The organism is Pseudomonas sp. TWI929 (assembly GCF_039673335.1).
In the GTDB taxonomy this organism is placed as follows: domain Bacteria; phylum Pseudomonadota; class Gammaproteobacteria; order Pseudomonadales; family Pseudomonadaceae; genus Aquipseudomonas.
Map to the genome: position 1 here is coordinate 1 of NZ_JBDJLK010000116.1, position 12,394 is coordinate 12,394.

Annotated in this window: 10 protein-coding genes; 2 read left to right on the forward strand and 8 right to left on the reverse strand. The window is 64.2% G+C overall.

Going from position 1 to position 12,394, the window contains the following annotated elements:
* Positions 1 to 119 precede the first annotated feature (119 nt).
* Positions 120 to 1,622: a sodium/proton antiporter NhaB gene (gene nhaB / locus ABE456_RS26475; protein WP_346646559.1), complete on the reverse strand. Its 1,503-nt coding sequence runs from the start codon at positions 1,620 to 1,622 to the stop codon at positions 120 to 122.
* Between the two features lie 150 nt (positions 1,623 to 1,772).
* On the opposite strand from nhaB, the gene ABE456_RS26480 reads away from it, so the two are divergent.
* The gene (locus ABE456_RS26480; RefSeq protein ID WP_346646560.1) at positions 1,773 to 2,585 is read left to right on the forward strand and encodes a crotonase/enoyl-CoA hydratase family protein; all 813 of its coding nucleotides are present in this window, start codon (positions 1,773 to 1,775) and stop codon (positions 2,583 to 2,585) included.
* 36 nt (positions 2,586 to 2,621) lie between these two features.
* Positions 2,622 to 3,452: an NAD(+) diphosphatase gene (gene nudC, locus ABE456_RS26485; protein ID WP_346646561.1), complete on the forward strand. Its 831-nt coding sequence runs from the start codon at positions 2,622 to 2,624 to the stop codon at positions 3,450 to 3,452.
* On the opposite strand, the gene ABE456_RS26490 is transcribed toward nudC, so the two are convergent.
* The 7 genes from ABE456_RS26490 to purB all read right to left on the reverse strand — a co-directional run bounded on the left by ABE456_RS26490 (position 3,420) and on the right by purB (position 12,180).
* Positions 3,420 to 4,199: a TSUP family transporter gene (locus tag ABE456_RS26490; RefSeq protein ID WP_003251244.1), complete on the reverse strand. Its 780-nt coding sequence runs from the start codon at positions 4,197 to 4,199 to the stop codon at positions 3,420 to 3,422. The two genes, nudC and ABE456_RS26490, sit on opposite strands and share 33 nt — an antisense overlap.
* Before the next feature lie 143 nt (positions 4,200 to 4,342).
* The gene (locus ABE456_RS26495) at positions 4,343 to 5,173 is read right to left on the reverse strand and encodes an alpha/beta hydrolase (RefSeq protein ID WP_346646562.1); all 831 of its coding nucleotides are present in this window, start codon (positions 5,171 to 5,173) and stop codon (positions 4,343 to 4,345) included.
* 276 nt (positions 5,174 to 5,449) lie between these two features.
* The gene (locus tag ABE456_RS26500; RefSeq protein WP_346646563.1) at positions 5,450 to 6,739 is read right to left on the reverse strand and encodes an FAD-binding oxidoreductase; all 1,290 of its coding nucleotides are present in this window, start codon (positions 6,737 to 6,739) and stop codon (positions 5,450 to 5,452) included.
* 209 nt (positions 6,740 to 6,948) lie between these two features.
* The gene (locus ABE456_RS26505) at positions 6,949 to 8,910 is read right to left on the reverse strand and encodes a DNA topoisomerase III (protein WP_346646566.1); all 1,962 of its coding nucleotides are present in this window, start codon (positions 8,908 to 8,910) and stop codon (positions 6,949 to 6,951) included.
* Between the two features lie 230 nt (positions 8,911 to 9,140).
* A complete protein-coding gene (locus ABE456_RS26510; protein WP_056803078.1) occupies positions 9,141 to 9,569 on the reverse strand; it encodes a GNAT family N-acetyltransferase in 429 nt (142 codons plus the stop codon).
* A complete protein-coding gene (locus ABE456_RS26515) occupies positions 9,562 to 10,728 on the reverse strand; it encodes a cupin domain-containing protein (RefSeq protein WP_346646564.1) in 1,167 nt (388 codons plus the stop codon). The genes ABE456_RS26510 and ABE456_RS26515 overlap by 8 nt, the downstream gene beginning before the upstream one ends.
* 81 nt (positions 10,729 to 10,809) lie before the next feature.
* Positions 10,810 to 12,180, reverse strand: coding sequence for an adenylosuccinate lyase (gene purB / locus ABE456_RS26520; RefSeq protein ID WP_346646565.1), 1,371 nt, complete (start codon positions 12,178 to 12,180; stop codon positions 10,810 to 10,812).
* Between the last annotated feature and the right edge of the window lie 214 nt (positions 12,181 to 12,394).

Sequence of the window (12,394 nt, forward strand, 5' to 3'; positions counted from 1 at the left end):
CAGCAGCCCCCAGGTTTTCAGCGCAATCGCACAAATTGCCGGGGCTGCTGCGCAGCCCTTTCGCGACACAAGGCCGCTCCTACAAGAGCCCTGCGTTAGGCTGTCAGGCGGGCACTAGATTAAAGCCAGTAAGTCACCGCCCACCACCCCAGCCCACCCATCACAACGGTATAGGGCAAGGCCATCCATACCATCCGCCCATACGACAGCCGGATCAACGGCGCAATCGCCGAGGTCAGCAGGAACAGGAACGCCGCTTGCCCATTCGGCGTCGCCACGCTGGGCAGGTTGGTGCCGGTGTTGATCGCCACCGCCAGCGTCTCGAAATGCTCACGGCTCATGCCACCATTGAGAAACGCCTGCTTCACCTCGGTGATGTAGATGGTGGCAACGAACACATTGTCGCTGATCGCCGACAGCAAGCCGTTGGCCAGGTACAGCATGCCCGGCTGTTGCTCGGCCGGCAGGGTCAGCACCCAGGCGATCAACGGGCTGAACAGCTGCTGCTGGTGAATCACCGCGACCACGGCGAAAAACACCACCAGCAACGAGGTGAACGGCATGGCGTCCTGGAAGGCACGGCCCAGGCGGTGCTCGTCGGTGATGCCGGTAAACGCAGTGATCAGCACAATCACCATCAGGCCGATCAGGCCGACCTCAGCCACGTGTAGCCCCAGGCACACAATCAGGATCAGCGCCGCTAACCCTTGCACCCACAGCGCAATGCGCTGGGCCTGGGTACGTGCGGCATCGTCCTCAGCGGCATAGGCAGCCAGCACCTGGCGCACCGGCTCGGGCATCAGCGTGCCGTAACCGAACAGGCGCAGTTTTTCCAGCAACACGCAGGTCAGCAGGCCGGCCCCCAGCACTGGCAACGATACGGGCGCCACCTTGAAGAAGAAGTCGGCGAAGTGCCAGCCCATCTCGTGGCCGATCAGCAGGTTCTGTGGTTCGCCCACCAGCGTGCACACGCCACCCAGGGCGGTACCCACCGCGCCGTGCATCAGCAAGCTACGCAGGAAGGCGCGGAACTGGTCGAGGTCTTCACGGTGCAACTGCGCAACCTGCTGGTCGCTGTCCAGCGCGCTCTCCTCGCGCGGGTTGGCCCCGGAAGCCACGCGGTGGTAAACCGCATAGAAGCCCACCGCAGCACTGATGATCACGGCCGTCACGGTCAGCGCGTCGAGAAACGCCGAGAGAAACGCCGACAGCACGCAGAACAGCAGCGACAGCATGGCTTTCGAGCGCACGCCCAGCAAAATGCGCGAGAACAGGAACAGCAGCAGCTCCTTCATGAAGTGAATGCCGGCTACCATGAACATCAGCAGCAGGATCACCGGGAAGTTGTGTTGCAGCTCTTCGTACAGCGCCTGTGGCGTGGTCATCTGCAACAGCATGGCTTCGATGAGCAACAGCCCGCCGGGCATCAGCGGGTAGCACTTCAGGGCCATGCCCAGGGTGAAGATGAACTCGATCACCAGCGCCCAGCCCGCAGCGGCCGGGCCAACGGTTGCCAGCAGCAGCGGGTTGAGCACCAGGAACAGGCAGATGACCGCCTTGTACCACTGCGGCGATTGGCCCAGAAAACCGTGGGCGAGGGCGCCGTTCAGGGAGCGTGACATGAATTTGTATCCTTATGATTCGGCGATGGCGCACGGTGCCGGATCAGCGCGCCTTAGGCAAGGCGTGCAGTCCCGTTTTTGGCATAAGTGCGGTCATTGGCCTGGGTTACCATCCGCGCTATGAACCCTTCACCCGCAGGAGTGCCGCCCGTGACCGAGTACAGCGCGTTCAAGGTCGAACTGACCGACAACATCGCCCACGTTCAGATCAACCGCCCGGAGAAGGTAAACGCGATGAACGCGGCCTTCTGGGAAGAGATCGTCGACATCTTCCAATGGGTCGACGACACCGATGCCGTGCGCGCGGTGGTGATCAGCGGCGCTGGCAAGCACTTCTCTGCCGGTATCGACCTGATGATGCTGGCCTCGTTGGCCGGGCAAATGGGCAAGGACGTTGGCCGCAATGCGCGCTTCCTGCGCAAGACCATCCAGCGCCTGCAGGCCTCGTTCAACGCCGTGGACAATTGCCGCAAGCCGGTACTGGCCGCCGTGCAGGGCTACTGCATCGGTGGCGCCATCGACCTGATCTCGGCCTGCGACATGCGCTATTGCAGCCGCGATGCGCAGTTCTCGATCAAGGAAATCGACATGGGCATGGCCGCCGATGTCGGCACATTGCAACGTTTGCCACGTATCATTGGCGACGGCATGATGCGCGAGCTGGCCTTCACCGGGCGCAATGTCGAGGCCGACGAGGCGCTGCGTATCGGCCTGGTCAACCGGGTCTATGATGATCAGGCTGCGCTCATGGACGAGGTCTTTGTCATCGCCCGCGAGATTACCGCAAAATCGCCAATTGCCGTGGCCGGCACCAAGGAAATGCTCAGCTACATGCGTGACCATCGCATCGACGATGGCCTGGACTATATCGCCACCTGGAACGCCGCGATGCTGCAGTCCGAAGACCTGCGCGTGGCCGTGGCGGCGCACATGAGCAAACAGAAACCGACGTTCGCCGACTGATCAAACCGGGGGACGCGCAGTAAAGGAACCCCCGACATGTCAGCACGCTGGACTACCGCAGTACTCGACCCGCAGATTACCGGGGGGCTGGCCGTGGCCCGCAGCCCGGAAGGGTTCCTGGTGGACGCCAACGGCGCGCTGTTCCCTCGCGACTGGCTCAAGCGCCAGGACCTCGACGTACTGTGCGAGCATGGCATTGGCCACTTCGATGGCCAGCCAGTGTTCCTGCTGGAGCTGCGCAGTGCCACCGACGTGCCCGGCTGCAGCTGGCGCGGCCTGCGCGCATTCATGCTCGAAGGCGACTTCGACACCTACAAGGTGCTGGGCTATGCCGCGCAGATCGGCACCTGGGCCCGCGAGCACCGCTTCTGCGGCAGCTGCGGCCAGGCGATGACGCAAATCCGCTGGGAGCGGGCGATGTACTGCCAGCCGTGCGACCTGCGCAGCTACCCGCGCATTTCGCCGAGCATGATCGTGCTGGTGACCCGTGGCGACGAGATTCTGCTGGCGCGCTCGCCGCGTTTCGTCGCCGGTGTGTACAGCACCCTGGCAGGTTTTGCCGAGCCGGGCGAGTCGGCCGAAGACTGCCTGGTGCGCGAAGTGCGTGAGGAAGTGGCGGTGGAAGTGCAGAACATCCAGTACGTCGGCAGCCAGTGCTGGCCGTTTCCGCACTCGATGATGCTCGGCTTCCATGCCGAATACGCGGGCGGCGAGATCGTCATGCAGCCGGACGAGATCGAGGATGCCCAGTGGTTCAGCGTCCACGACCTGCCGCCGCTGCCGGCCGGGCGCTCCATTGCGCGCTACCTGATTGACCTCTATGTCGCTCGCCGCTTAGGCCTGCCCGAACCAGTGTTGCCACGCTAGGCGCACGGTCAACGCCAGCACCACGGTGATGAACACCGGGCGGATGAACTTGCTGCCGCCGCTGATCGCCGTGCGTGCGCCGAAGAAGGCACCGACCATCACCGACAGGCCCATGCACAGGCCGACGATGTAGTCCACCTGCCCGGAAATGATGAACACCGTCAGCGCCGCGATGTTGCTGACGAAGTTCATGCTGCGTGCCACGCCGCTGGCGCGGACCAGGTCGATGGGGTATAGCAGCAGGGTGCTGACCGTCCAGAACGCCCCGGTGCCTGGGCCGGCCACGCCGTCATAGAAGCCCAGGGTGAAACCTTGCGGTACCTGCCATTTTTTCTTGATCGGTGCATCGGCATCCAACGGCGCCTTGGGCGTACCGCCGAACAGCAGGTAGATGCCACAGGCAAAGACGATCACCGGCAGCATCTTGTTCAGCCATTCGGCGGGCATGTAGTGGGCGATGACCGCCCCTAGCAATGCGCCGGTCAAGGTGGCGAACAAGGCCGGGCGCCACTGTGCCGGGTGGAACAGCTTGCGCTTGTAGTAGGTGAAACCGGCGGTGGCCGAGCCGAAGGTCGAGCTGAGCTTGTTGGTGCCCAGCACCAGGTGTGGCGGCATGCCGGCGGTGAGCAGCGCCGGGGTGGTGAGCAGGCCGCCACCGCCGGCGATGGCATCGATGAAACCGGCGACGAAGGCGACCAGGGCCAGGATCAGCAGGGTTAGGGGTTCTACGGTGAGTTCGAAGGGCATGGGTTTTGGCAGGCAGGGAGGCAAGGGGGCGGTAAAGGGCCGCGCTAGAAGGGAGACATGGTAATCCTGGGTGAGGTGTGTTGCCAGCGCCGGCCCTTTCGAGGCGTCGAACCGCCGCGAAGAGGCCGGTACAGGCGTTCACATCAGCTTCGAATAAACGCCAGCAAATCCGCATTGATTACGTCGGCATGGGTGGTCGGCATGCCATGCGGGTAGCCTTTGTAGGTCTTCAGCGTGCCATTGGGTAACAGCTTCGCCGACAGCGGCCCGGAGTTTTCATACGGCACGATCTGGTCATCGTCGCCATGCATCACCAGTACGGGCTGCTGGATGCCTTTCAGGTCTTCAGTGAAATCCGTCTGGGAAAACGCCACGATGCCATCGTAATGGGCCTTGGCGCTGCCGATCATGCCCTGGCGCCACCAGTTGCCGATGATGCCCTCACTGGCTTCGACACCTGGGCGGTTGTAGCCGTAGAACGGCCCGGTCGGCACATCCCGGTAGAACTGCGCGCGGTTGCTGGCGACCTGGGCCTGGAAACCGTCGAACACCGACTTGGGCAGGCCACCCGGGTTGCCGGGTGTTTGCACCATCAGTGGCGGCACGGCGGCGATCAGCACGGCCTTGGCTACCTTGTCGCCGGGGTGGCGGGCCATGTAGCGCACCACTTCGCCACCGCCGGTCGAGTGGCCGACATGCACGGCGCCCTGGATGCCCAGGTGGGCGACCACGGCGGCCACGTCGTCGGCGTAATGGTCCATGTCGTGGCCGTCCCACACCTGGCTGGAGCGGCCATGGCCACGGCGGTCGTGGGCGACCACGCGGTAACCGTGGGCGAGGAAGAACAGCATCTGCGCGTCCCAGTCGTCGGCACTGAGCGGCCAGCCGTGGTGGAAATGGATCACCGGCGCGTCACGCGGGCCCCAGTCCTTGTAGAAGATCTGTACGGCGTCCTTCGTGGTTACATAGCTCATGGTCGTGTCTCCTGGGTGCAGGAAGCGAAGGGAGCTATTGAGAATAGGAGGGATTTGGCTTGGCACTGGGATTTGTGGTGAGGCATTGGTGCTAGCCTGCATCCTCTTCAGATCTGCGCGGCCCTTTGTGGGAGCGGCCTTGCGTCGCGAAAGGGCCGCAAAGCGGCCCCGGCAATTTGTGCATCTGTGCTGATAGCCTGGGGCTGCTTCGCAGCCCTTTCCGACCGGTCCGGCGCCCCGGCAAGGCCGCTCCCACAAGGGAGTTGCGTCAGCCGATCAGACGCGATCGCGCATGCGGTACCAGGCCTTGGCGGCGGCCTCCAGCGGTGCGGCCAGCAGGTCGCCGCCAGGGAAGCGGCCGTTGTCGATGCCTTGGTACAGTGCCAGCAGGTCTTCATCGCCAAGAATGGCATCGCTCACCGCCCGTGCCGCCGCCAGGGTCGGTAGCACGCCATGGCCGGAGAAACCCTGCAACCAGTAACGCTGGCCGTCGCGGCCGACGTCCGGGGTGCGCTGGATGCTGCAGTCGATATGGCCACCCCAGGCATAGTCGATGGCCACCCCGGCCAGTTGCGGGAACACCCGCTCCAGGTAGGGGCGGGTGGCGCTGGCGACGTCCTTGGGAATGCCGCCCAGGTAAGTGCAGCCGCCGCCAAACAGCAGGCGGTGGTCCGGGGTCAGGCGGAAGTAGTCAGGTACGAACTGGTTGTCGATCACGCAACTGTTGCGCGGCAGCAGTGAACGGGCGAAGTCGGCATCCAGCGGTGCGGTGGCTACCTGGTAAGAGCCGACCGGTAACAGGCGGCGCGACAGGTTGCGGTCGAGGCGGTCGATGTAGGCGTTGCAGGCCAGTACCAACACCTGGCAGCGAACTTCACCGCGATCGGTACGGGCGACATAGCCGTCGCCAGCCTGTTGATAGCTGAACACCTGGCTCTGTTCGTAGATACGCCCGCCGGCCGCTTCGATGGTGCTGGCCAGGCCCTGGGCCAGTTTCAGCGGATTGAGGTGGGCGCCCCGCGCGTCGTATAGTGCAGCCTGGTAGCGCGGGCTGTCGATCCATTGTGGTAACTCGTCGCGACCAATCAGGCGCAGGGCATCGTAGCCCCATTTGTGTTCGGCCTCGTGCAGGGCTTCTTCAAGCATTTTCACCCGGCGCGGCATTACCGCGGTCCACAGGCTGCCCAGCCGGTAGTCGATATCGAAGCCGTGGCGCTGGGGCAGTTCGCGCATTTCGTCTGCGGCCCAGCACATACTGGCCCACAGGCGTTGGGTGCGCTCGATGCCCAGGGCCTTTTCCAGTGGTGGCATGTCGCAAGACCAACCCAGCAACGCTTGGCCGCCGTTGCGCCCGGACGCGGCCCAGGCCACCCGGCTGGCTTCCAGCAGCGTTACGCGCTTGCCGGCCTGGGTCAGGCGCAGGGCGGTGTGCAGGCCGCTGAAACCGGCGCCGATGATCAGTACATCGGTGTCGTGGGTGCCTTGCAGGGTAGGGCGTAGCGGGATGTTGGCGGGGTAGGTCTGGGCATAGTAGCTGGCGACGTGCTGGGCGGACTGCTTGAACATGCAAAGGCCTCGTGAAAATTATTGTGATTATTTTCATGAAAACTTAGCAGGTAAATTTCATGGTGCCAATGTGTCGGGTCGGGTATTTGGTTTGACGGTGGTGGATAGACTGCCAGTACTGGCCTCTTCGCGGGCACGCCCGCTCCCACAGGTTCCTCCTGTTATCTCAGAGTTTGTACAGCGCCGCCGGTACTGGCAATGCAAAAGTGTCAGGTTGCCGCCTTCCTCCGGGGCTGACGCGGCTTGCCAGCGGCCGGCTTGCTCCCAGTCGGTTTGCTTTTTCCAGCACCGCTACGCCGCTTCTTCTTCCACGGCGGCGCCGCCCCGGCCGCCGGCCCGCTGATGGTCATGCGCATGCCGCTGCAACGCTCCACCAGCTTGCCCATCCACGCCGATTGCCGGGCGACGAACTCTTCCAGGGTCATCTCGCCACTCTGCACCATGTCCAGTGCCTGCTCCCAGATGGCCGTGGTGCCGGGGTCGGCAATGGCGCGCGGTACGGCGTCAATCAGGCTGAAGGCCGCAGGCGTGGCCGACAGGGCCTTGCCGTTTTTCACCAGGTAACCGCGATCGAGCAGGCCCTGGATGATGCTGGCGCGGGTGGCCTCGGTGCCAATACCGGTGGTTTCCTTGAGCTTCTGTTTCAGCCGCGGGTCGTCCACCAGTTTGGCCACGTTCTTCATCGCCTTGATCAGGTCGCCTTCGGTGAACGGTTTGGGCGGCTGGGTCCACAGGTCTTTCAGTTGCAGGCCCTGCACGCTGCAGTCCTGGCCTTCGCGTAGCGCTGGCAATACCTGGGCTGGTGGTGCCTCGCGGCCCTTGGCCGGGGTCAGGGCCTCGGGCAGGGCGCGACGCCAGCCCGGCTCGACGATCTGCTTGCCCACCGCGCGCAAGGCATGGCCAGCGCAGTCGAAGTCGGCCTGGGTGCGGTCGTATTCGTGGTTGGGCAGAAACTGCGCCAGGTAGCGGGCGCGGATCAAGGTATATACCGCCTTGTGCTTGGCCGGCAGGCGCGACGGGTCGCTGGCAGCCGCAGTGGGGATGATGCCGTGGTGGGCGCTGACCTTGGCGTCGTTCCAGGCCCGCGAGCGGCGTTGCGGCTCCAGGTAGGGCTGCAGTGGCGCCAGGCTGGCATCGACCCGTTGCAGGGCGGCGAGGATGGCCGGCGCCTCGGCGTGCTGGCTTTGCGGCAGGTAGCCGCAGTCGCTGCGCGGGTAGGTGATCAGTTTGTGGGTTTCGTAAAGCGCCTGGGCGATGTCGAGGGTTTCCTGGGCACCGAGGCCGAATTTTTTCGAGCACAGCTCCTGCAGGGTACCGAGGTCGAAGGGCAGCGGTGCCGCTTCGCGTACGCGCTCGGTGGCCACCTTTACCGCGCGGGCAGTACCGGCCTGGCTGATGTCGGCGGCGGCTTGTTGCGCCAGGCCCTGTTTCAGGCAGCGCCCCTGGTCATCGCAGGCGTCTTCGGGCGCGCGCCATTGGGCGTTGAAGCGTTGGCCGGCGTGTTCCAGTTGCACGTCGATGGCCCAGAACGGCACCGGCACGAAGCTGGCGATGCTGCGGTCACGGTCGACCACCAGGCGCAAGGTAGGCGTTTGCACCCGGCCCACTGGCAATACGCCCTGGTAGCCGGACTGGCGGCCCAGCAGGGTGAACAGCCGGCTCATGTTCATGCCGATCAGCCAGTCGGCGCGCGAGCGGCCCAGCGCCGAGTGGTACAGGTTGAAGGTTTCGTGGCCCGGCAGCAGGCGTGCCAAGGCCTTGCGGATGGAGGCGTCGTCCAGCGCCGATAGCCACAGGCGCTGCACCGGGCCGCGGTAGCGGCAATGCTCGACCAGCTCGCGGGCAATCATTTCGCCTTCGCGGTCGGCGTCGGTGGCGATCACCAGTTCCCGCGCTTCGCCGAGCAGGCGCTTGACCGCCTTGAACTGGCTGGCGGTCTTGGGCTTGACCAGCATCTTCCACTTGTCCGGGATGATCGGCAGGTCGGCCAGGTTCCAGCGCTTGTAGCGTTCGTCGTAGCTGTCGGGCGGGGCGGTTTCCAGCAGGTGGCCGATGCACCAGGTTACGCAGACGTCGGTGCTTTGCCAGCAGCCGTCGCCTTTGCGGTTGGCGCCGAGCACTTTGGCGATGTCTTTTGCCTGGGAAGGTTTTTCGCAGAGGAACAGGCGCATGGCCGGGGACGCTTCATCGGGGGTGATGGGCACTAGGATGCGCAAGCGGGGGCGCAGAGGCAAGTTTTATCTGGATGGATGTACAGGTTTTTTGTCTGGGGAAGTGTCATAAGCCTGTGCCGGCCCATTCGCGGGTAAACCCGCTCCCACAGGGACCGCACAATATCTGAAGTTTGTGGGGTCACTGTGGGAGCGGGTTCACCCGCGAACAGGCCGGTACAGGTTATGGATCAGGCGCGCGAGTCGCGCACCATGTCCACGTGCGGGATGCCGGCTTCGAGGAACTCTTCGCTGACTACGCGAAAGCCCAGCCGCTCGTAGAACGGCGTGGCGTGCACCTGGGCGCTGAGCATCTGCTGCTTCAGGTCGCGGTCCTGGGCTTCGACGATCACGGCATTCATCAGCGCGTCACCCACCTTCAGCCCGCGCCAGTCCTTCAGTACCGAAACCCGGCCAATGGTGCCGTCGGGCAGCAGGCGGGCGGTGCCGATCGGGTAGTCGCCTTCCAGTGCCAGGAAGTGCGCAGCGGTCGGATCGTCCGAGTCCCACTCCAGCTCCGGCGGTACGTGCTGTTCGGCAATGAACACCGCTTCACGGATACGGCGGATGTCGGCGTTGTCCTTTTGCCAGTCGGCGAGGCGCACACGAATCTTATTCATTGGCGAATCCCAGGCTTCCTTGTTTGACCAGCTGCTGTACCAGCATAAGGCCATCTTCGTCCTGCAGCCATTCTGCCAGGTTGTCGATGTGCAGGGCGTCGGCCGCGCACACCAGCTTCAGCAGTTCGCGCAGCTTGCCTGGCAGCGGGCAGCTACGGCCGCTGGCGAACAGCAGCAGGTCGTCTTCGAATTCCGACCAGGCCAGGCGTGCGCTCGGGTTGCGGATCAGGATGGCGCCTTGTTCAAGGGCTTCGATCAGCTCTTCCTCGCTCAGCTCCTCGCCAACGATCTGCTCGGGGTAACGCGGCTCGGTCATGAACTGGCCGAACCAGGTCAGCAGCAGATCCTTGTCGCCCATGTGCTTGTCGAGCAGCGCCTTGAGGCGGTCGAGGGCGTCGTGCTGGATCTGGTGCGGGTCGCTGGCAGGCTGGGCGTCGGCGTCGCTGTAGCGCTCTTCGTCGGGCAGGAACTGGCCGAGGAAGTCGGTGAAGTGAGTCAGCACTTCGGCGGCGCTTGGCGCGCGGAAGCCGACCGAATAGGTCAGGCAGTCGTCCACGGCCACACCGTAGTGGGCCAGGCGCGGTGGCAGGTAGAGCATGTCGCCCGGTTCCAGGGTCCACTCTTCGCTCTGCTCGAACTCGGCCAGGATGCGCAGGTCGGCGTGCTCCAGCAGCGGGCTGTCGCTGCTGCACATCTGGCCAATCTTCCAGTTGCGCTGGCCGTGGCCCTGCAGCAGGAACACGTCGTAGTTGTCGAAGTGCGGGCCGACGCTGCCACCCGGGGCGGCGAAGCTGATCATCACATCATCGATACGCCAGCTGGGCAGGAAGCGGAAGTTCTCCAGCAGTTCGGCCACTTCCGGGACGAACTGGTCCACGGCCTGCACCAGCAGGGTCCAGTCCTTTTCCGGCAGCTCGGCGAAGGTGTCTTCGTTGAACGGGCCGCGGCGCAGCTCCCACGGGTGGGCGCCGTGCTCAAGCACGATACGCGACTCGACTTCCTCTTCCAGGGCCAGGCCGGCCAGCTCGTCGGGGTCGATCGGGCTGATGAAGTCCGGGAAGGCCTGGCGCACCAGCAGGGGCTTCTTCTGCCAGTAGTCGCGCATGAATTCGCGGGCCGAGATGCCGCCGAGCAGCTGCAGTGGAGTATCAGGATTCATGTTCAACCTATTGAAAAAACGTAATTTTCGTCCGGGAATAAAAACGCCCGGCCAGGCCGGGCGTTGTACGCGACGGTCAGCTTAGATGCGTTTGGCCTGGGCTGCCGCGTTACCGATGTAGGTAGCGGGGGTCAGCTGCTTGAGCTCGGCCTTGGCTTCGGCTGGCATGTCCAGGCCGTCGATGAAGGTCAGCAGCGCTTCAGGGGTGATGCCCTTGCCACGGGTCAGCTCTTTGAGCTTCTCGTAGGGGTTTTCGATGTTGAAGCGGCGCATTACGGTCTGGATCGGCTCGGCCAGCACTTCCCAGCAGGCGTCCAGGTCGGCAGCGATGCGGGCTTCGTTGACTTCCAGCTTGCCAATGCCTTTCAGGCTGGCTTCGTAGGCGATAACGCTGTGGGCAAAGCCCACGCCCAGGTTGCGCAGCACGGTGGAGTCGGTCAGGTCACGCTGCCAGCGCGAGATCGGCAGCTTGCTGGCCAGGTGCTGGAACAGCGCGTTGGCGATACCCAGGTTGCCTTCGGAGTTTTCGAAGTCGATCGGGTTGACCTTGTGTGGCATGGTCGACGAGCCGATTTCGCCGGCAACGGTCTTCTGCTTGAAGTAGCCCAGCGAGATGTAGCCCCACACATCACGGTCGAAGTCGATCAGGATGGTGTTGAAGCGGGCGATGGCGTCGAACAGCTCGGCGATGTAGTCGTGCGGCTCGATCTGGGTGGTGTACGGGTTGAACTGCAGGCCCAGCTCGTCTTCGATGAAGGCGCGGGCGTTTGCTTCCCAGTCGATCTGCGAGTATGCCGACAGGTGGGCGTTGTAGTTGCCCACGGCGCCGTTGATCTTGCCCAGCAGCGGCACGGCGGCAACCTGGGCGATCTGGCGCTCCAGGCGGTACACGACGTTGGCCAGTTCTTTACCCAGGGTGGTCGGCGAAGCTGGCTGACCGTGGGTGCGCGACAGCATTGGCACGTCGGCGTGGGCGTGGGCCAGGGCGCGGATGGCGTCGGCGATCTGGCGCATCAGCGGCAGCAGCACTTCGTCACGGCCGGCGCGCAGCATCAGGGCGTGGGACAGGTTGTTGATGTCCTCGCTGGTGCAGGCAAAGTGGATGAACTCGCTGACCTTGGCCAGCTCAGGCAGCTTGGCGGCCTGCTCCTTGAGGAGGTATTCGATCGCCTTGACGTCGTGGTTGGTGGTGCGCTCGATTTCCTTGACGCGCTCGGCGTGCTCCAGCTTGAAATCGGTAGCCAGGTTGTCCAGCAGGGCGTTGGCTTCGGCGGAGAACGCCGGCACTTCGCCGATCTGCGGGTGGGCGGCCAGGCGCTGCAGCCAGCGCACTTCGACCAGGGCGCGGAAACGGATCAGGCCGAATTCGCTGAAAATGGGGCGCAAGGCCTGGGTTTTGCCGGCATAACGGCCGTCTACAGGGGAAACCGCAGTGAGCGAAGAAAGCTGCATGGGGTGTTCTCGGACAGTCAGGCTTTTGGAAGGGCGCATATCATACATGAAATTTGCGCCCGAGTCGGGTGGCTGACCAAAGGTCGGGCCTAAAACGCATGTTGCGGTCCCTTTGTAGGGGCGCCTGTGGGAACGGCCTTGTGTCGCGAAAGGGGCGCGCAGCGGCCCCAAGATCTTCGCCTCAGCATAGATTGCCGGGGCTGCTGCGCAGCCC

What these genes read in the sequence shown, in the direction of transcription:
- ABE456_RS26515 (WP_346646564.1), bottom strand. Translation starts at nt 10,728, where the DNA reads ATGAATCCTGATACTCCACTGCAGCTGCTCGGCGGCATCTCGGCCCGC.
- ABE456_RS26490 (WP_003251244.1), bottom strand. Translation starts at nt 4,199, where the DNA reads ATGCCCTTCGAACTCACCGTAGAACCCCTAACCCTGCTGATCCTGGCC.
- ABE456_RS26510 (WP_056803078.1), bottom strand. Translation starts at nt 9,569, where the DNA reads ATGAATAAGATTCGTGTGCGCCTCGCCGACTGGCAAAAGGACAACGCC.
- nudC (WP_346646561.1), top strand. Translation starts at nt 2,622, where the DNA reads ATGTCAGCACGCTGGACTACCGCAGTACTCGACCCGCAGATTACCGGG.
- ABE456_RS26500 (WP_346646563.1), bottom strand. Translation starts at nt 6,739, where the DNA reads ATGTTCAAGCAGTCCGCCCAGCACGTCGCCAGCTACTATGCCCAGACC.
- nhaB (WP_346646559.1), bottom strand. Translation starts at nt 1,622, where the DNA reads ATGTCACGCTCCCTGAACGGCGCCCTCGCCCACGGTTTTCTGGGCCAA.
- ABE456_RS26495 (WP_346646562.1), bottom strand. Translation starts at nt 5,173, where the DNA reads ATGAGCTATGTAACCACGAAGGACGCCGTACAGATCTTCTACAAGGAC.
- ABE456_RS26505 (WP_346646566.1), bottom strand. Translation starts at nt 8,910, where the DNA reads ATGCGCCTGTTCCTCTGCGAAAAACCTTCCCAGGCAAAAGACATCGCC.
- purB (WP_346646565.1), bottom strand. Translation starts at nt 12,180, where the DNA reads ATGCAGCTTTCTTCGCTCACTGCGGTTTCCCCTGTAGACGGCCGTTAT.